17 protein-coding genes are annotated in these 19,383 nt (G+C 33.4%); 1 reads left to right on the top strand and 16 read right to left on the bottom strand.

Going from position 1 to position 19,383, the window contains the following annotated elements; genetic code table 11:
• Position 1: 1 nt before the first annotated feature.
• The 3 genes from xylA to BLR30_RS03640 all read right to left on the bottom strand — a co-directional run bounded on the left by xylA (position 2) and on the right by BLR30_RS03640 (position 3,656).
• Entirely contained in the window at positions 2 to 1,330 is a 1,329-nt protein-coding gene (gene xylA / locus BLR30_RS03650) for a xylose isomerase (protein ID WP_089854928.1), read from the bottom strand.
• A gap of 96 nt (positions 1,331 to 1,426) precedes the next feature.
• A complete protein-coding gene (locus BLR30_RS03645) occupies positions 1,427 to 2,911 on the bottom strand; it encodes a xylulokinase (protein ID WP_089854925.1) in 1,485 nt (494 codons plus the stop codon).
• A gap of 19 nt (positions 2,912 to 2,930) precedes the next feature.
• Positions 2,931 to 3,656, bottom strand: a complete 726-nt coding sequence (locus BLR30_RS03640) for an NUDIX hydrolase (protein WP_089854921.1) — start codon at positions 3,654 to 3,656, stop codon at positions 2,931 to 2,933.
• Positions 3,657 to 4,299: 643 nt separating this feature from the next.
• Between BLR30_RS03640 and BLR30_RS03635 the strand changes: the two genes are divergently transcribed.
• Complete coding sequence (locus tag BLR30_RS03635; RefSeq protein ID WP_139164582.1) at positions 4,300 to 4,728, top strand: hypothetical protein; 429 nt, start codon at positions 4,300 to 4,302, stop codon at positions 4,726 to 4,728.
• A gap of 193 nt (positions 4,729 to 4,921) precedes the next feature.
• Here BLR30_RS03635 and BLR30_RS03630 read toward each other — a convergent pair whose 3' ends face one another.
• The 13 genes from BLR30_RS03630 to BLR30_RS03570 form a co-directional block, all read right to left on the bottom strand.
• The gene (locus tag BLR30_RS03630; RefSeq protein ID WP_089854915.1) at positions 4,922 to 6,079 is read right to left on the bottom strand and encodes a DegT/DnrJ/EryC1/StrS family aminotransferase; all 1,158 of its coding nucleotides are present in this window, start codon (positions 6,077 to 6,079) and stop codon (positions 4,922 to 4,924) included.
• A 22-nt stretch (positions 6,080 to 6,101) separates the two neighbouring features.
• On the bottom strand, positions 6,102 to 6,698 hold the full coding sequence (locus BLR30_RS03625) for an acetyltransferase (RefSeq protein ID WP_089854912.1): 597 nt from the start codon (positions 6,696 to 6,698) through the stop codon (positions 6,102 to 6,104).
• Between the two features lie 12 nt (positions 6,699 to 6,710).
• Complete coding sequence (locus BLR30_RS03620; RefSeq protein WP_089854909.1) at positions 6,711 to 7,316, bottom strand: sugar transferase; 606 nt, start codon at positions 7,314 to 7,316, stop codon at positions 6,711 to 6,713.
• Positions 7,309 to 8,478, bottom strand: a complete 1,170-nt coding sequence (locus BLR30_RS03615) for a glycosyltransferase family 4 protein (protein WP_089854906.1) — start codon at positions 8,476 to 8,478, stop codon at positions 7,309 to 7,311. The genes BLR30_RS03620 and BLR30_RS03615 overlap by 8 nt, the downstream gene beginning before the upstream one ends.
• Complete coding sequence (locus BLR30_RS03610; RefSeq protein WP_089854903.1) at positions 8,479 to 9,801, bottom strand: polysaccharide pyruvyl transferase family protein; 1,323 nt, start codon at positions 9,799 to 9,801, stop codon at positions 8,479 to 8,481.
• Between the two features lies 1 nt (position 9,802).
• On the bottom strand, positions 9,803 to 10,717 hold the full coding sequence (locus BLR30_RS03605; protein WP_089854901.1) for a glycosyltransferase family 2 protein: 915 nt from the start codon (positions 10,715 to 10,717) through the stop codon (positions 9,803 to 9,805).
• Positions 10,714 to 11,880, bottom strand: a complete 1,167-nt coding sequence (locus BLR30_RS03600; protein WP_089854898.1) for a glycosyltransferase family 4 protein — start codon at positions 11,878 to 11,880, stop codon at positions 10,714 to 10,716. The genes BLR30_RS03605 and BLR30_RS03600 overlap by 4 nt, the downstream gene beginning before the upstream one ends.
• Before the next feature lie 536 nt (positions 11,881 to 12,416).
• A complete protein-coding gene (locus BLR30_RS03595; RefSeq protein WP_089854895.1) occupies positions 12,417 to 13,529 on the bottom strand; it encodes a hypothetical protein in 1,113 nt (370 codons plus the stop codon).
• Between the two features lie 52 nt (positions 13,530 to 13,581).
• On the bottom strand, positions 13,582 to 14,778 hold the full coding sequence (locus BLR30_RS03590; RefSeq protein WP_089854891.1) for an EpsG family protein: 1,197 nt from the start codon (positions 14,776 to 14,778) through the stop codon (positions 13,582 to 13,584).
• Complete coding sequence (locus BLR30_RS03585; RefSeq protein WP_089854888.1) at positions 14,775 to 16,175, bottom strand: lipopolysaccharide biosynthesis protein; 1,401 nt, start codon at positions 16,173 to 16,175, stop codon at positions 14,775 to 14,777. The genes BLR30_RS03590 and BLR30_RS03585 overlap by 4 nt, the downstream gene beginning before the upstream one ends.
• Positions 16,168 to 17,067 (bottom strand): WaaS/CpsH family glycosyltransferase, encoded by a 900-nt coding sequence (locus tag BLR30_RS03580; protein ID WP_089854885.1) that lies wholly within the window; start codon positions 17,065 to 17,067, stop codon positions 16,168 to 16,170. Before BLR30_RS03580 ends, BLR30_RS03585 begins: the two co-directional genes overlap by 8 nt.
• A 36-nt stretch (positions 17,068 to 17,103) precedes the next feature.
• A complete protein-coding gene (locus BLR30_RS03575) occupies positions 17,104 to 18,393 on the bottom strand; it encodes a nucleotide sugar dehydrogenase (RefSeq protein ID WP_089854882.1) in 1,290 nt (429 codons plus the stop codon).
• A gap of 19 nt (positions 18,394 to 18,412) precedes the next feature.
• Positions 18,413 to 19,381 carry an SDR family oxidoreductase gene (locus tag BLR30_RS03570; RefSeq protein WP_175443596.1) on the bottom strand — a complete coding sequence of 323 codons (969 nt, stop codon included), beginning with the start codon at positions 19,379 to 19,381 and terminating at the stop codon, positions 18,413 to 18,415.
• Between the last annotated feature and the right edge of the window lie 2 nt (positions 19,382 to 19,383).

Below are 19,383 nucleotides of genomic sequence, written 5' to 3'. Positions count from 1 at the left end.
ATTAGATATACATGTTCACAATAGCTTCAAACAATTCCTGTTTTCCACTTTTTGGTTCAGGTTCCCCGATTTCATGTGCTATTCTCTGAAGATCTTCCAAGGTAAGATTTCCTTCTTCGAATGCCTTCCCGTTTCCGTTGTCAAAAGAAGCGTAGCGATTTGTTCTTAATTTTTTATAATCTGAATTTTCAAGGATATCAGCTGCTGCCAAAAGTCCTTTTGCAAATACATCCATTCCTGAAATATGAGAAATAAATAAATCTTCAGCATCAATAGAATTTCTTCTGATTTTTGCATCAAAATTTACTCCTCCATTTCCTAAACCTCCTGCAGGAAGAAGTACAAGCCAAGCTTGAACCATCTCAAGATAGTCTACCGGGAACTGGTCTGTATCCCATCCGTTCTGATAATCTCCTCTATTAGCATCGATACTACCCAAAAGCCCGGCATCTACTGCTACCTGAAGTTCATGCTCAAAAGTGTGACCTGCCAGAGTAGCGTGATTTACTTCGATATTTAATTTAAAATCTTTATCTAATCCGTAATGTCTCAGGAAGCCGATTACTGTTTCAGAATCGTAGTCGTACTGGTGTTTTGTAGGCTCCATTGGCTTAGGCTCAATCAGGAAAGTTCCTTTAAATCCTTGCTGACGTGCATAATCTCTGGACATTGAAAGAAAACGCGCCAGGTGATCTTTCTCACGTTTCATATCAGTGTTCAGAAGACTCATATATCCTTCTCTTCCTCCCCAGAACACGTAATTTTCACCGCCAAGAGCAATCGTTGCATCAATCGAATTTTTAACCTGAGTTCCTGCGCATGCAACAACATCAAAATTTGGGTTTGTAGATGCTCCGTTCATGTATCTTTCATGAGTGAAAACGTTTGCTGTTCCCCATAAAAGCTTAATTCCTGTTTCCGCCTGCTTTTGCTTCGCATACTCTACCACTGCCTGAAGATTTTTCTCGTAATCTTTCCAGTTATCTGCCGGATCTACAAGGTCGATATCGTGAAAACAGTAATAGTTGAATCCCATTTTAGACATAAATTCAAAGCCTGCATCCATTTTGTGCATCGCTCTTGTTACCGGATCATTTCCGATATCCCAAGGGTGATGAATGGTAGCTCCGCCGAATGGATCACTTCCATTTGCACACAGCGTATGCCACCATGCCATTGCAAAACGTGTCCAGTCTTTCATAGGTTTTCCCATGACAATCTTTTCAGCATCATAATAGCGGAATGCCATTGGGTTTCTGCTTTCCTTCCCTTCAAATTTAATCTTGTCGATCCCTGTAAAAAACTCTTTCGTACCTGATAAAGTGTTCATATTTTTTATTTATTTTAATTTTTTTGCGTAGAAATCCCCTGCTCACTGATTTTAAAGACAGTAAGAACAATGGAAAAACTTCCGTTGATTTTTGTTTTAGATTATTTCATTAAGATGATATTTCCATCTTGTATAGGCTTCCAGATATTGTTCTTGTTTCTCGTGTTCAGGCTCTATCACTGCTATTTTTTCGAGTGATGAAAATGCTTCTTTAGAATCTGCATAAAATCCTATTCCTATTCCCGCCGCCCTAGCAGCTCCTACAGCTCCGTCGGTATCATAAAGTTCAATAACCGCATTGCTTACACTGGAAAGTGACTGTCTAAAAATTGAACTTAAAAACATATTGGCATTTCCCGCACGAATCACCTGAATATCCATCCCGATATTTCTCATGATGTTCATTCCGTATTCGTAAGAAAATACAATTCCTTCCTGCGCTGCACGCAGAATATCTCCTTTTGTATGAATGTTGAAATTAATTCCGTGGATTGAGCAGTTGGTTTCTTTGTTTTCCAGTACTCTTTCAGCTCCGTTTCCGAAAGGTATAATGCTTAATCCTTTAGAACCAACCGGTGACAACGATGCAAGCTCATTCATGTCTCCGTATGAAGATAATGAGGTGGCAAAATTATGCTTCAGCCATGAATTTAAAATCCCCGTTCCGTTGATGCAGAGCAAAACGCCAAGTCTGATCTGTTCCGGTGTATAATTTACGTGGGCAAATGTATTGACTCTTGATAGTTTATCATATTCAAGCTGATCGAGTACACCGTACACAACTCCTGAAGTTCCAGCAGTGGAAGCAATTTCTCCTGGATTAAAAACGTTCAGTGAAAGCGCATTGTTCGGCTGATCTCCTGCTCTGTAGGAAATCGGTGTTCCTTCTTTCAGACCTAATTCCTGAGCTGCTGCAGCAGAAACCGTTGCCTGAATTCCAAACGTAGGAATAATCTCAGGAAAAAAACTTTTTGGAATTCCGTAATGGCCGATTACGTCTTCCGAAATACAGTTGTTTCTAAAATCCCAGAATATCCCTTCTGATAATCCTTCGATGGTCATTCCGATTTGTCCGGACAGTTTCATGGCGATATAATCTCCCGGAAGCATTATTTTATCAATCTGATCAAAGATTTCAGGTTCGTTGTCTTTTACCCAGGCTAGTTTTGATGCGGTAAAATTTCCTGGTGAGTTCAATAAATGAGATAAGCATTTTTCTTCTCCGATTTCTTTAAAGGCTTTCTCACCATACGGTACTGCGCGGCTGTCGCACCAAATGATGGATGGCCTAAGTAAATTTTGATCTTTATCTACCAGGATAAGGCCGTGCATTTGCCACGTAATTCCTATTCCTTTGATATCCTCAGCATGTACACCAGATTCATGTATAACAGCTTCATGCGCCAGTTTCAGGTTTGTCCACCAATCGGCGGGGTTCTGCTCTGCCCATCCGGGATTTATAGCGGTGATTTTCATTTCCTTTTTTGGGGAAAATTCTGAAGCAATCACCTTTCCGCTGGATGCCTCGATGAGACAAACTTTCACAGAAGAACTGCCAATATCATAACCTAGTAAATACATAATTTATATAGAAGCGTGTTTATTTGATTAGTTTAGTATTGTTTTTCTTGTAAATCTTGGCATCGAACTTATAATATCTTGCGGCACGATGCGATACATTTTTTTCAATTTCATCCAACGGTACTATGTAGTTGAATGATGATATTTTTTTATGAAAATTTTTAATATCAATATATTTTTCGCTTAATGCACTGTAGAGCTGATACAGTTGTCTGATCGTAAATCTTTTCGGCAACAGCTCAAAAATAATGGAGAAGTCGGATTCTATCCATTTTCTGATTTCCACAAGCGATTCGCTGATAATCTTATTATGATCGAACGGCAAGGTTGGTACTTCATCAATTGGAAACCAGTCTACCGTATCATATTTTGTGCTGTTGATTTTATGATCGATCTTACAGAGAGATAAATACGCAACTGTGATGATCCTGTCTATATGATGCTTATACTCCTTTCCCATCCATTTTATATCGTGTTCATTATTGGCACGACTGGGATCTGCAAAACACTTGAACTGCTTCAGAACCATTTTCCGGATTCCTGTCAGTTCATGAAGTACTCTTTCAGCAGCATCATCTACATCTTCATCACTAAAAATCAAACTGCCCGGTAATTTTCTCTGTCTTTCCAAAGGGATTTCATCCACATGTCGCCGAACCAATAAAATGTTTAATCGGTTTTCAAGATCAAATCCGAATACTACACAATCAACAGATACATACGTATGAATAAAATTAGGGCTCATTTAATTGTTAACATTTATGTAACATCACAAATATAAAAATTCAATTGAATAAAAAAAATAAATTTACTCCTATTCCCTACATATCAGTAATTTACATATCGATTTTTTATGATAACAATTGTATATAAAATATGATAAGGTTATCATAAAAAATACACTTATGATTAAGTTAATAGATGAATTTACAACGCGTTGTAAAAAAAATATTCAAAAAAAATGATAAAATTTTCTTTATGAAATACTATGATAAGAAACGTAAAAAAAAATATTAAGTTTTTTATTAAAAAGTGTAAAAAAAACACTTTTAAGAGTTAAAATATTCAAAAAAATTGATTTTTTCTTTACCATTTTTACATCCAAGATCACAAAATTGTAGTAAAAAAGAAATATCGATGAAAGTTTGTAAATTAATTTATGATAACATTCCAATGAAAAAACTTAACGTTTTATATAGGTTAAATTTTGCAATGATAGTTATAGATCAGAAGAATTACTGATATTAAAATACCTACTCTAAGCTTCATTAAATAAAGAGAAAAACAATTTAATGTTAATAAACACATGCTGCCAATTTTATATTTGAAAATTCTTTGTATGGCACAACTTCTGATATATACAACACACAACACTAAAAATCAAAATTATGTCTGTACAAATACAAGTTGCCCTATGCAAGGACTGTAATGGCCACTTATCCTCTGCTCCTTTGAATAAAAAAGATGTTCATCATCCTGAAATTACCGATCACTTTTTCTATTATGGCGAACCATACTTTACTTTGGATAAAAATGCTTTTGCAAAATTTAAATACTATGAAAATACGGAAATCATCACCGTTGATCTCCATAAGCATCAAAGTCAGGATCATCAATATTGCAAATGTATTAAGAGAAAAGCTGTATCAAGGAAAAAGTATAAACACAACGCTTCCAAAAAGCAGAAAGAAGCTGTTTTTGTAGAGAAAAATGATATTGACAACGATATCTATTTTAAAGATTTATACTATACTTATAATAATTTTCATGGTATAAATTCAAATACTTACGGCAGTTCTAACATGAAATTTTATTAAAGATCATATTAAACATATTTTAAAGAAAATTTAATAAAAGAACCGGAGATAATTTAGAATTATCTCCGGTTTTATTTTTTACGGATCAGTATTTTTTTAGTTTTAAAAAGTTTATCTCCTACGATAAACCAGGTAATTTAGGTATAAATGATTTGTGAATAAATTATTAATTATTCACTGGTAAGTGTGTGATTTATGAAACTAAAATATTCTTTTTATTTGAAAAAACATTCATCATTATTTTCTCAATTCTTTTTCGATCATCATCCGTAAGATTTGATCCTGAAGGAAGACATAGACTTGTATTGAAAAGCGTTTCAGCAACGTTTTCTCCATAGTATGGAGCATCTTTGAAAACTGGCTGCATATGCATTGGTTTCCATATAGGGCGCGACTCTATGTCATCTTCTAAAAATGCAAGACGAAGATCTTCATGATTTCTTGATGCCAGTTTTTCATCCACCGTAATTACAGACAGCCAATGATTGCTGTAAAAGTCTTCATTTGGTTCAGAGAACATTTTAACACCTTCCATATTTTTTGTAATATCGGTATAAAAATCATGCATTTTTCTTCGTCCCTCTACCCTGCTTTTAAGAACTTCCATCTGACCTCTGCCGATTCCAGCACAAATGTTGCTCATTCTGTAATTATACCCTATCTCAGAATGCTGATAATGCGGGGCCTCGTCTCTGGCTTGGGTGGAAAGAAATACGGCTCTTTTTTTGTCTTCTTCAGAATGACATACCAAAGCTCCACCACCGGAAGTTGTAATGATTTTATTTCCGTTGAAAGACAATATACCGAAGCGCCCGAATGTTCCGCATGGTCTTCCTTTGTAGGTAGATCCTAATGATTCGGCAGCATCTTCAATCAAAGGGATATCAAATTCTGCAGCTACCGCTAAAATTTCATCCATTTTCGCAGGCATACCGTAGAGATTGACAGCAACAATCGCTTTCGGTTTCTTTCCTTTGGCTATCCTGTCATTTACGGCTTCTTTTAAAGCTATAGGACACATATTCCACGTATCTTTTTCTGAATCTACGAATACCGGTGTAGCCCCAAGATACACGATAGGATTTGCAGATGCGGAAAACGTCAAAGACTGGCAAATCACTTCGTCTCCATACCCTACATTACATTCAATTAATGCAAGATGTAAAGCTGCTGTACCTGAAGAAAGCGCAGCAACCTTGGTTTTTTGATTCAAAAAACTTTCCAAATCTCGTTCAAAACCATTTACATTAGGTCCCAGAGGGGCTATCCAATTGGTCTCAAAAGCCTGGTTGACATACTTTAGCTCTTCACCGCCCATATGAGGGGAGGAAAGCCATACCTTAGTGCTCATTTTTTAATTTTAATTTTATTATTTATAATTCGATAACTTTTATTATTCTACCCGGATTTCCTACTACTGTAGCACCATCGGGGATATCATTAATAATAACCGCTCCGGCTCCAATAGTACACCATCTTCCTATTTTGATCCCTTGGATTACACTTGCGCCCAACCCGATATGTGTTCCCTCTCCTACAAAAACATTACCTCCCAATGTCGCATTTGGTGAAATATGTACAAAGTCTTCAATAAAACAGTCATGATCGATGGATGAATTGGTATTGATAATGCAATGTTTTCCTATACTCACTGAAGAGTTGATACTTACTCCAGACATTACAACACTTCCTTTTTTCACATCAGCTCTTTTTGAGATTAATGAATTGGGATGAAGTAAAGTAACATAATTAAATAACGTATTTTTATCAGCAATATTTTTCCTTATTTTATTATTTCCTATTGAAATAATGATGTCTATATTTTTTAAAGGCAATTCATGAAACACCTGGTAATCAAGTATTTTATTTTTAGATAAATTTTCATCTATAAAACCAATAATGTGGTATCCGTTTTCTTCTGCAACTTCAGCAACTACCTTGCCATGACCACTTGCTCCGTATAAATACATTGTTGTTTCAGTTTAATTATTTCCGTTAAATACCTCTGTAGTAGCCTGCCCTTCTTTATTAATTCCTTCTTTTTTAAAAACTTTTTTAAAAGTGAAAATTACAATTTTGCAATCCATTACAAAAGACAAATGATCAATATACCACACATCCAGTTCAAATTTCTTAGCCCAAGAGATAGCATTTCTACCGTTTACCTGGGCCCAGCCTGTAATTCCCGGACGAACCTCGTGCCTTCGTTTTTGAAATTCATTATACAAAGGAAGATATTGTGGCAATAAAGGGCGGGGGCCTATTAAAGACATATCTCCTTTCAGCACATTAATGAGCTGTGGGATCTCATCAAGGGATGTCTGACGCACAAAACTTCCTACTTTTGTTAATCTCTCAGCATCCGGCAATAAATTTCCCTTATCGTCTTTTTTGTCAGTCATTGTTTTAAACTTAATGATCCTGAACATTTTTTCATTCAGACCTGGTCTGATTTGAAAAAAGAAAGGTTTACCATCATTCTGAAAATATAAGATGAGGAAGACAATTACAAAAACAGGTGACAAAAAGATCAATCCGATAAAAGCAATCAGGAAATCAATCATTCTTTTGAATAAGTTTTTATACATCTATATTTTTTTCTTTAAGGAGTTTTTTATATTCATGTAATAATTCATTCCATATTACAGACTGCTCATATCGCGATTCTATCATCGGGCGAGAATTCACTTTCAGTTGATGATACAAATCTACGTCCGAAAGCAGAGTTTCCATTGCATTTTTCAGCTTTTGGTTGTTTTTAACAGGAATAATCATTCCGTTTTGTTTTTCAACAATGATTTCGTTGCAGCCATTTATATCGGAAACGATACTTGGTAGTCCCATAGCTCCTGCCTGCATAACAACATTAGGAAAACCTTCACGGTAGCTTGGAAAAACCAGCGCGTCTGAAATCGCAAAATAAGGTCTCACATCTTTCTGAAATCCTAAATCTAAAATATCCGGATTACTTTTTATCTCTTCCAATGTTTCCGGCTGCAAAGGATCAAGATGTTCTTCCAAAGGTCCGATTAACAATAATTTCACCGGTTTTGAAAGATATGCATTTTTACTGATTTGTGAAAACGCCTCCACCAATTCGTTAATTCCTTTATCGCCCACCAAACGTCCTACGAATACAAAAACAAAATCTGACTGGGATATATTGAGTTCAATTTTCAGGTCATTTTTTTGCTCTCCCGAAATTTTATCTGGTGAGAAATAATCAAGATCAATTCCGTTAACATTCCCGTTTGCGATAACTTTCAATGGTTTTGAAGTGATTTTATATTTTATCAAATCTTTTTTAACACCTTGTCCTTCCGGATAAATATTGGTAGCTGCACTGCAAAGGAGCCGATCCATACTAATAAGAACTTTTTGCATAAATCCCTTTTTTGTGGGAAAAATTAGCCCTGTAAAGGTATGTAATCGAATGGGTACTCCCGCCATTTTCCCGGCAAGCATGGTTAGCAACCCTGCTTTAGGCGTAATGGAATGCACTATTGTCGGCTTTTCCGATTTTAAAATATGATATAATCTGAAAAGAGAAACGAGATCTTTTGCGGGACTGATTCCTCTTTCTATGTTGATGCTGATGGTTTTTATACCTTCGCGCTGTCTCACCTCGTCAAGCAACTCATCTCCAGAGGAAATGCCTACCACATCGAAAAAACCATTGAGAAATTTTAGCTGACCTTTCAGTAAAACGTTTAAAGATATAGATATTGTTGATGTACGAATTATTTTCATTTAATATAATGATTTAATATCATGTATTAATCTGTTTCTACTCGCGATAACCAATCCCATGGATTTATCAAGCTGATTTTTTATATTATCGTATTCCGAGATGGCTTTATCAAACATATTGATGAGCAGGTCAGATTCCACATCTTGGATCTGTACTACATAATCATCCAGTCTGAAATCACCCATAATTCCTTTTGCCTTATTACCTCCGTAACCTATTGCTATAGAAGGCACAAGTGAAGTCAGTGAGAAAATGATAGAATGAAAACGGGTTCCGATAAAAAAGTAAAAATTGGAATATACCGCTTTTAATATATCACATGAAAGGTTTTCGTTAATCCATATTATATTAGGATTATCCACTTGAGCAAGTAAATCTTTGATGGCATTACGGTCATCTTCATGGGAATTTGGTCCCAGTGACTGATTGCACAAAGCTACTTTATATCCTTTCGCCAACAGATGTTTGGTTAGATCTGCCACTGAACTGATATATTTTTTATACAGTGCTTCAGGATTCGATAATCCCGGAAAGCGCCAAGGGCGAATTGTTACGCCAACAATTTTATCTTCTTTTGACAGGTTATATTTCTCAAGGATTTTTACGGCTTCTTCCTGGCTTCCTTTTTCAAGGAAAAAACCAAGATCCATTTCAACAGGTATTTTTTTATGCATAAGCTGTCCCAAACTTTGTGCGGAGACATTTTCTCTTGCATACACAAGGTCAAGTTTTCCGAATACGGAGCTTACCTGTTTTTCTACGGTAAGTCCTATAAATGGTCCGTAAGAGTTTGGCAGGAAAACCACTTTTTTACCCAAAGCTTTTGCAAGTCTCACATAGAACAAGAAATACCACATGAGATAAGGCGCTGTTTTTTCACCATAAGCATGGATAAAGCCACCTCCTTTTACAAAAACCGTTTTGGCTTCGTGAAACTGCTTTATGGTTCGGTAGGTTTTATCGTCGAAGTTCTTTCTTACTTTTTCAAGATCATTGCAGATTTTTAACAGATATCTGGTATCTTTAAAATCCATTGCTGCATTTTTTATCTGCTTTAAGAGTTCCATTCTAGACTCTTTAATATGTTCTCCGGATTTGTGTTGTCCTCTCCTCGGGTGCTTTAAAATATTTTCTAGCAATTTAAAACCATGTTCTTCTGATTGTCTACATAGCAGTTTTCTTTCTTCATCATTGTCTCCGGCATCCAGGATATATACTTCATCATACAGCCCGGTATCTTTAGCAAGCCTCCAGCTTTCCCAGACCAAAGCTTGATCTCCTTTATTTAAATCTGTTACTCCAGGTACTATTATAGCGTTCATTTTAGTTTAATTTTCCTTGTTTAATACGATCCGTATTTTGTTTAATTTTATAGTTTATATAGATGTTCAGCAGAATTCCGAAGGGGATTGCGGCCAGAGTATATGTTTTGGCAGGAGAGTTTTTAAAAAAGTTCCAGTTTCCCGCAAAAAGACAGGAAGACACATAATGTATCGCATTTTTAAGCTTTACTTTTTTATTGATTCCATATTGCATTTTCACTTTTCTGTATTCCATGAATGATTTCGGGCTGTTTTTATATCTTTTATAAAGCCCATTTGACAATCCGTCCTGCTGATACTCTACAATACAATATATCTCATTGGAGATCAAAAACTTATACTCCTGATCTATTAAAGTAAAGATCCAGCTCACCTCATGAAAAATCTCATCTTCAAAATAGGGGTAAGGCAGAAACTTTTTATATACCAGTGTATCAAAAATATATTTCTTATCACCTTCCATTTTATAATGATCTACCAGTTCGGAGTAAGTAGCTTCTGTAATATCGGGAAGTTTCTTTCCTGCTATTTTTCCGTCTTCGTAGGAATCAAGACCTATTATACCGGCAGAATTGCTTTTTTTGTTGATTTTCCAGAATTCTATTATTTTCTCCACAGCGTCAGCGGGCATATAGTCATCAGAATCTATACAAGTAAAAAGCTCTGTATCGATATAATCTAGGGCTAATATCTGAGCTGCTAGTTTACCTTTATTTGTCTGGTAGTAATATTCTAATTCAATTACATTTTCTGCTTTCCATCTTTCAAATAAAGCAGCCGTATTATCGGCAGAGCCGTCATCAATAACCATCCATTTAAAATCCTGACTGGTCTGGCTGCGTAAAGAATCATAAAGCCTGACAAGGGTTTTTTCCCTATTATAAGTGGGGGTAAAAATGGTAACTGATTTTTTCATGAATTGCCCAATTTTTTAAAGATTTTGTGAAATGCTTCTATTTGGTTTTCTTTAGCATAATTACTTGCTATTAAATCTTTTGCATTATCTGCAATGAATTTATAAAGTTCCGGGTTGTAATAAAGCTTGGTGATGTAGTCATAATAATCGTTCACGTCATTATGATTGGCGATATATCCTGTAAAGTTATGCAGGATATAATCGGTAACACCACCTACAGGATTTGCGATGGCAGGCATTTCAAAAGCGAGTGATTCCATGATTACTCTTGGAAGTCCTTCTGTATCGGAAGGATGAATCAACACATCGCTTTCCTTAAAAACATTATAAGGATCTTTATGATTCAGTAGAATTTCAATATCATTTTCTAGTTCGAAAAGGTTGATGTCAGATTTTATTTTACTTAAAAATTTTACAGAAACTGGCGAATCATATACCGCTCCCATAAAAATCATTTTAAAATTAATCTGATTATCCTTCAGTTTTTTTGCTAAAGCAAGCGACATTTCCTGTCCTTTGGCAGGTAAAAAACCACCACAATGTAAAATAACCATCGGGTCTGATTCTGTTCTTTCACGCCGCAGTTGTTTATACTGTGCTACCTTCGAAAGATCGATGGCATTGGGAACTACAAAAATCTTTTCCAGGGGAGCAAGTCCGCCCGTAAAAATTGCCTGTCTTGTAGACTGTGAAACTCCGATAAAATAATCAGAATTATATTTAAACATGAGTTTTTTCAGGAAACTTATGGAACTGTATGCGAACCATCCTCTGGCAAAATAAGCAATTTTATAGCCTTTGCCTTTTCTTAGAATTGAATTGGTTTTAATATTATTGATGATAACAACATCCGGTCTGAAAGTCCTCTGAAATGAATTGAATTCTTTTTTTAGACTTATCCAGTCAAGTAAGAAAAGTGTTATATTTATGAATATTTTAAGCGGATTTCTTGAATTAAAAATAGCAATGGGAGCATCATTTTTTTTAAGAATGGTAAGGGGAATTTTGTTGTTGTGTACATCTTCAACAAATTCATCACAATTGCCCCAAAAATCTACAATAACAGCATTATGACCTTCTTCATTTAATCTTTTCGCCAGCTCAATAGTACTTTTACGGGCACCTCCGTGAATTTGAACAGCTTCAAGGAAAATTATATTCATTTTTTAATCACTTTCTTTATAATTATTGCAATTTAATATCTATCTGATTCAGTTAATTTTAAAGCAGTATCAATATACATTAACATAATACAGAAATTCGATAAAAGTTCTGCATATATATTGTAAAACTGTCTTTAAAGCTCCTATACCATTTAATATACGATCAATTACAACGCACCTTCATAAACTTGCAATTAACAAAAAGCTTTAAATAAAATATTAACAGGTCTTTAAATTGCTTGTCATAAATCTAAAAAGATTGTAAGTTTCTACATTCAAAGTCTGTATGATATTCTGTAATAAAAAGATTATAATCATTATTTATTACATCCTTAAGGCCGGCACAATCAACTTTATGATTTAGTATATATACATTCCATTCGAATACTTAATATTTTACTAAACCTAAGCAAATATACGAAAATCGCATTAACTACTTGTGGTATATCAATAATATATGGTAAATTACAAAATCTTAATATTGTTAGGTAAATAACTCATTTATCGTAAATCTTTACATTTAAAAAAAAGTTTAATTATTTTACATCACTATCCAGATTCTGCTTAAAATCTGATAGAAATTGGTTAAGTGGTAATGAAACTGCAGATAATTTAGCAGAAGTTCCAGCAGCGTTTGATCTTTTAAAATTCATATTTTGAAAGGAAAGGTCTATATTACTTTTTTTACCTTTATAATTTCTTATAAAAGCCTTCCCGGGAAATGTGTAATTAGAATTACTAATTATTATTTTACCACTGAGTGGCTGTATGTAATTAAGATTATTTCGGGTAACACCCAATCCTAGAGCTATTGCCGAGTTATAATCGTGATGGTTATTTATGGTTATAGAAATTGGCTGTGTACTGCCATTTAAGTTGCCGGTTGAAATGATAATTCCGTGAACTGCATTATTTTTTGTAGTAATATTATTCAGTACTATATTGGTGAGCCTGTTTTTACCATTATTAGGTTCAATATCGATTCCGCTTTGTGGGTTATGTCCTTTTGTATTGCTTATCGTTATATTTTTGAGTGTGATATCAATTCCTGATATTACTGAAATTCCGTTTCTGCGATTGTCGTTAATCAATCCTCCATTTACCGTTATATTTTGAGGAACAGAAGTTTCCTGTCCGATATATATTCCGTCTCCCCAACATTTTGAAATCATGGGTTTATAAAGCATAATATTGCTGCTTGATTTTATTAATACACCGTGCCCCCATTCACCTTCTGAAGACAGATGGTGATATTTGTCTCCTTCGATATTTACAAAATATGCCTTTACATTATTTATATTATTCATTTTAATTATCTCATATCCTCCTTTACTACTGCTTTTAAAAATCAGTTTAGAATTAGGCTGAAATAAAATGTATTGATTGGATCTAAAATTGATTCCTTTATCTGAGATAAGAACAGGATAATTTGGAAATATAATTTTGGTGTTTTCGTCTACAGCCTTTTGGAGAAGATCAGTATAATCTGTATTTCCACTTTTATCAACATTCTTAGGAAAATAGGTTTCAGCATAGATTTCATTGCTAAAATACTTGCTTTTTATACTTGCAAATTCTGCAATATTTACCTGTTGACCAAAGAAAATGTTTATATAGAATAAAAGCAAAATAATTTGCAATCTTTTCATTTTTAATACTTTTGTTGAATTCAAATTATGTGATTAAATTGTTCGGTGTTAATTATTTTTTATTTTTAACAGAATTATTATAAGAATCACTCATACTTTTTGTATAAATTGTAGTTCGAAATCTATAATAATCTTCTTTATTAAAAATACTCGAATATGGATAATACATATTAAACTTAGTAGTATCATGTAAAATATAATCGTAGGAAATTGAATAATACTGATATTTATAGTATAGAGTACCAAACGAAAGAAATAAAATTAATACAACTCGCACTTTTTTAAATACGTTAACATGCATAATAAGATATAATGTATTTACTAAAAACACCAACATAAACAGTCCAAAGTAATTAATAAATCGACCGAAACCTGAATAAGCAATGTATATTGAAATAATGAAGAAGTAAGGAAAAATGAGCTTTTCAAAATCAAGATTATTATAATATTTTTCATTAAGCTTTATCAAGTAATAGGGAATAACTGCAAAAATGATAAAATTATAAATCATTCCATTTATACTTAAAGAGTACCTGGAATATTTAACAAATTTTGACGATAAGCCATCTGAGAACGCAAAAATATTTATAATATTAGGAAATATTGAAAATATCGTTGTGATTAAGAACATAGATACAATTAAAACAATAATTCCTTTTTTGTTTAGTGAAAATTTACTCAGAAATGGAAAAAGCAATAAAATTATTGCAGAATTATGAAAGAAAATAAGTAATACATTCAACAAATAATATTTTTTATAATTTTCTTTTGCTAACGCAGGAAACATAAATCTCACAAAAATGCATATTGTAAATATTTCTCTTAAAATTTCCATATTAAAGTAGAAATAATAGATAACAGAATAAAATAATACTGCGGTAAAATAATATGGTGTATAACGTTTAAAGAACTGAAACAGAATAATCTGGACAAAAGTTGCCTGTACCAATTGAAAAAACCAAAATTCAGGAACTATTGTCTTACATATAGAATTAATTAAAACATAACCTGGCTCCCATCCAACCTTAATAAAATCTATATTTCCGAATTGATATATAGGATATATAAGCTTTTCGAATCTTTCTTGATATCCTAAGGAATCACCTCCTACTTTCCATCTTAATCCTGCAATAAGAATAAGGATAATCATTGACGAATAATAAAAAAAATTCTTCGGCCCCTTAGCTTTCAAAAAATCAAAGGCTAGTGAAAGCAACAGCAGGTAAATTAAAACTATTAAATAAATCATCTTGTAATTGTCTTTACATTTTTATAAGCAAAGACCAGTTGTATTCCAAAAAACACACACGCTCCAATTGCTATTAATATTCTTATAAGCAAATCAATATCATAATACATGATTAATAAAACTACAAAAGTTGTAGGCACAAGCATTAATACAAATTTAGCTACACTAAAAGGTATAGGATAAAGTTTATTTGAAATAAACCATGATACGATTACTAAAAATAAATTGGTAATAATCATTGCTAAAACTACACCTTTCAATTCCAAGAGATTAATGAGAACAAAAAGTGATATTACATTTACTATGACAGATAAGATAAATGTAAGGGATAAAAATTTTGTTTTCTCCTTTATTTTCGGACCTATATCTACGGTTTCTTTGATAATATAAAATGAAAAAAACAAAGACAGGCCACCTACATATTTTGATGCTGAATAAAACTCTTTTGTCGCGAGTAATTTGACCAATTCTAATGAAAATAAACTGATGAGACAAACAAATAAAAAAGTAACACCTACAACAACAGGAAATACGCCGGCGAAAACTTTCTTATTTTTATTGTTTTTAAACTGCGCATGCATAAAGGGAGCCCATGCCATAATAAATGCTGTATTGACAAGCTGTATTGCCGAAGCCAGTTTCATAGATACAGAATAAATACCAATTGCGGCTAATGAAAGATATCCCAGCATGAAAAATCTGTTAGCCTGTCCCAATACCATGCTTCCAACCCGTGCCGGAAACTGTGGCAGAGCATAATGTAAGTTTTTTCGTGACATAACATTAGAAAGCCGGTACACAAATTGTTTACGGACATAAAACATTACCAAAGCCGTTGAGCAAAATATTGCAATCAGCTGAGCTATAAAAACGCCTTTCAAACCAAGTTTAAAGTAAATAACGAAAATATAAACAAATAATAATGTTGTAATAACCTTAGTAATAATTATAGATAAGAATTTAACGTTTTCTTTCTCATACCGCAATAAAACCAATCCCAACATACTTAAATTAGTCAAAGGAAGTTGAATGGCTATCGTTTTAATGAGAATTGCATATTCTGTACTCCCGAAAAGCTTTTGTGAAAGAAAAGGAGAAATCAAAAAAATGATTAAGCTGATTACTATGGAACACAATGAGATCCAATAATAAATCGTGGAAATTAATAATTTCCTCTTAACATTATTATACTCATAATAGTATCTTTGTAACGATGTTTCTAATTGAAGTAGCCCGAATATAGTACCTATTTGCAAAATAGTTCCTATCATATCAATTATTCCATACTCTGTAACACTGAAATATTTAGTATAGATAGGGAGAATAATAAAACCTAAAAGTTTTTCTATAGACGTTGCTAGACCAAAAGATAAAAATGCTTTCAGGAAATTATTCATACTTTGTAAATCTGTTTAACCAATTTGAAAAGTCAAAATAATCAACTATTTCAGATTTTAATTCTTTAAATGGAGTATTTATAAATTCATCTATCGTATTAAAATCGTCATACTCCAGTATAAATATATTTGCGGGGTCATAAAAAAGCTCCTTTTGAATATTAATATCATTAGTTATCAGTTTTTTTCTAAAAAAAATTGATTCCATAGTCCTTACTGTATTTCCCGATTGTCCCTTTTGTATATAATCAAAAATACATTTAGACTGTGATACTAATTTTAAATAATCAGAATATAATAATGGTTTTATGTTCTGAGGGTTTGGCTGTCCTTTGTCTGGAACAATGTGAAATAATGTCTTAATGTTCGCAGCAATAAGATCATTATTTATTTTGTCTAGAAGTATTTTTCGTTTCTTATCTGCTCCAAGAAATAGTACATCATATTCTTTTATTGAATTATTATCAATTTCAATATTATTAAGATAAAATGTAGTATTAAATTTAAGATTATACTTTTTACAGTCTTCTTCATCAAAAGACCAATACTCAATATTTTTTTTATTTAATTTATCAGGTTCAAAGCATCGAAAAACAGGATTCCAGTACCATACTATAATTCTTAGATGTGGATAGTTATCTGCCAAATACTCAATAAAGTCATAACGGTTAGTTGCAAATATTATTACAGTTTCATCCAGATATGCATGCTTCTTCCACTCCCCATACCAAATATTTTTCTTCAGACCTGTTTTGAATGAAATCATCCGAAGAATTCTCTCAATACTACTGACTTTTTTGAATGATGAAAAACATTTTATACCTTTTTTTTTCATAAAAGGTATAAAATATGGTATTGAATCATATATAACCAAGGTTTTATTTAAGTTCATATCAACAACATTATCCTTAAATATATAAAAAGTTATTTACAATCTGGAATCACAATCTGCCAGAATTCCTTTTACATCGTAGATTACACCGTTTTCTTTAAGGTAATCCTTGAGATTAAGATTTATAAATTCCTTATGGGCAACGGTAAGAATAATAGCATCAAATTTTTGCTTAGGAATTTCATTAACTATGGAAAGCCCATATTCGTGTTTTACCTCTTCAGGATTTGCCCATGGGTCGAATGTAGTGACTTGTAATTGGTAATCTTCCAGCCCGCTGATAACATCTACAGCTTTTGTATTTCTTACGTCCGGGCAATTTTCTTTAAATGTGATTCCGAGGTTTAAAACCTGTCCACCATTTATGTTGATATTCTTTTTTATCATGCACTTTACCAGTTCTGAAGCAACGTATTGTCCCATAGAATCATTCAGACGGCGTCCTGCAAGGATGATTTCAGGATGATAACCATTTTCCTGTGCTTTCTGGGCAAGATAATAAGGGTCTACACCAATACAATGACCTCCAACCAGTCCCGGTTTGAATGGTAAAAAATTCCATTTTGTTCCTGCAGCCTTTAAAACTTCATGCGTATCAATTTCCAAAAGATTAAAAATTTTCGCCAATTCATTAACAAAAGCAATATTGATATCTCTTTGGGAATTTTCAATAACTTTAGCCGCTTCTGCCACTTTAATGGTTGGTGCCAAATGGGTACCTGCAACAATTACAGATTTATAAAGGTTATTTACAACCTCTCCAATTTCAGGAGTAGATCCGGAGGTAACTTTCAGAATTTTTTCTACCGTATGTTCTTTATCTCCGGGATTGATACGTTCCGGAGAATATCCTGCGAAGAAATCTTCATTAAATTTCATTCCAGAAATTTTTTCTAAGACAGGGATACATTCCTCTTCTGTAACTCCCGGATATACTGTAGATTCATAAATAACAATATCACCTTTTGATAAAACCTTTCCTACTGTTTCCGAAGATTTATATAATGGTGTAAGGTCAGGACGGTTATGCTTATCTACAGGAGTAGGAACCGTTACAATATAGATATTAGCATCATGAATATCATTAAGATCTGCGGAAGCAAAAAATCCTTTCTCATTTTTAATGAAAGGATTCTGCTGTACCAAAACCGATCGCAAAACATCACTTTCAACTTCAAGTGTACTATCGTTTCCTGCTCTCAGTTCCTCAATTCTTTTCTGATTGATATCAAACCCTACTACCGGATATTTTGTTGCAAATAAACGAGCCAATGGTAAACCTACGTAACCAAGGCCGATAACGGCAATTTTATATTGTTTTTCCACAAAGATTCTTTTTAATAGTTTATTTTAAATTCTCCCAATACCATTTAATGGCTTCTTTCAGTCCATTTTCAATGGTATGGCTTGGATGGTATCCCAAAAGAGCTTTAGCTTTTTCAATAGATGCCAATGAATGCGGAATATCTCCTACCCGATTTGGCCCGTGTACGATTTCAATATTAGCAATCTGATCATCGTATTCACTCAGATATTTTTTAATATAATTTACAAGATCGTTTAATGTTGTACGATCCCCTACAGCCGTGTTATAAACTGTATTAATAGCTTCAGTTTTTTCTGTAAGCATAGCCAACTCGTTCATTTGTATAACATTGTCTATGTAGGTAAAATCTCGTGAATAATCACCAGCTCCGTTGATTTTCGGAGACTCATGATTCATCAGCTGCTTTACAAACAAAGGAATTACTGCGGCGTAAGTTCCGTTAGGATCCTGTCTACGTCCGAAAACATTGAAATATCTTAGACCAATGCATTCTATGCCATAGGTTTTAGAAAAAACATCAGCATATAGTTCATTAACATACTTAGTGATCGCATATGGTGATAATGGTTTACCAATAACTTCTTCTACTTTCGGAAGTGAAGCAGAATCACCATATGTGGAAGATGAAGCAGCATACACAAAACGTTTTACTTTCGCATCTCTCGCAGCGACAAGCATATTCAGAAAACCTGAAACATTCACTTCATTGCTTGTAATGGGATCATTAATAGATCTCGGAACAGATCCCAAAGCAGCCTGATGAAGAACATAATCTACATTTTCTACCGCGTTTTTACATATCTCAACATCACAAATACTGCCTTCGATCAGTTTATAATCCGGATTTTTTAAGAATGGCTCAATGTTGTGACGATGTCCTGTTGAAAAATTATCCAGACAAACAACCTGATATCCTTTATTTAAAAAGTACTCCGTAAGATTAGAGCCTATGAATCCAGCTCCTCCTGTAATTAAAATTTTACCCATTT

This window comes from Chryseobacterium taeanense (genome assembly GCF_900099685.1).
Lineage (GTDB): Bacteria > Bacteroidota > Bacteroidia > Flavobacteriales > Weeksellaceae > Chryseobacterium > Chryseobacterium taeanense.
This window is presented reverse-complemented; position numbering and strand designations above follow the sequence as displayed.

What these genes read in the sequence shown, in the direction of transcription:
- xylA (WP_089854928.1), bottom strand. Translation starts at nt 1,330, where the DNA reads ATGAACACTTTATCAGGTACGAAAGAGTTTTTTACAGGGATCGACAAG.
- BLR30_RS03645 (WP_089854925.1), bottom strand. Translation starts at nt 2,911, where the DNA reads ATGTATTTACTAGGTTATGATATTGGCAGTTCTTCTGTGAAAGTTTGT.
- BLR30_RS03640 (WP_089854921.1), bottom strand. Translation starts at nt 3,656, where the DNA reads ATGAGCCCTAATTTTATTCATACGTATGTATCTGTTGATTGTGTAGTA.
- BLR30_RS03635 (WP_139164582.1), top strand. Translation starts at nt 4,300, where the DNA reads ATGTCTGTACAAATACAAGTTGCCCTATGCAAGGACTGTAATGGCCAC.
- BLR30_RS03630 (WP_089854915.1), bottom strand. Translation starts at nt 6,079, where the DNA reads ATGAGCACTAAGGTATGGCTTTCCTCCCCTCATATGGGCGGTGAAGAG.
- BLR30_RS03625 (WP_089854912.1), bottom strand. Translation starts at nt 6,698, where the DNA reads ATGTATTTATACGGAGCAAGTGGTCATGGCAAGGTAGTTGCTGAAGTT.
- BLR30_RS03620 (WP_089854909.1), bottom strand. Translation starts at nt 7,316, where the DNA reads ATGTATAAAAACTTATTCAAAAGAATGATTGATTTCCTGATTGCTTTT.
- BLR30_RS03615 (WP_089854906.1), bottom strand. Translation starts at nt 8,478, where the DNA reads ATGAAAATAATTCGTACATCAACAATATCTATATCTTTAAACGTTTTA.
- BLR30_RS03610 (WP_089854903.1), bottom strand. Translation starts at nt 9,801, where the DNA reads ATGAACGCTATAATAGTACCTGGAGTAACAGATTTAAATAAAGGAGAT.
- BLR30_RS03605 (WP_089854901.1), bottom strand. Translation starts at nt 10,717, where the DNA reads ATGAAAAAATCAGTTACCATTTTTACCCCCACTTATAATAGGGAAAAA.
- BLR30_RS03600 (WP_089854898.1), bottom strand. Translation starts at nt 11,880, where the DNA reads ATGAATATAATTTTCCTTGAAGCTGTTCAAATTCACGGAGGTGCCCGT.
- BLR30_RS03595 (WP_089854895.1), bottom strand. Translation starts at nt 13,529, where the DNA reads ATGAAAAGATTGCAAATTATTTTGCTTTTATTCTATATAAACATTTTC.
- BLR30_RS03590 (WP_089854891.1), bottom strand. Translation starts at nt 14,778, where the DNA reads ATGATTTATTTAATAGTTTTAATTTACCTGCTGTTGCTTTCACTAGCC.
- BLR30_RS03585 (WP_089854888.1), bottom strand. Translation starts at nt 16,175, where the DNA reads ATGAATAATTTCCTGAAAGCATTTTTATCTTTTGGTCTAGCAACGTCT.
- BLR30_RS03580 (WP_089854885.1), bottom strand. Translation starts at nt 17,067, where the DNA reads ATGAACTTAAATAAAACCTTGGTTATATATGATTCAATACCATATTTT.
- BLR30_RS03570 (WP_175443596.1), bottom strand. Translation starts at nt 19,381, where the DNA reads ATGGGTAAAATTTTAATTACAGGAGGAGCTGGATTCATAGGCTCTAAT.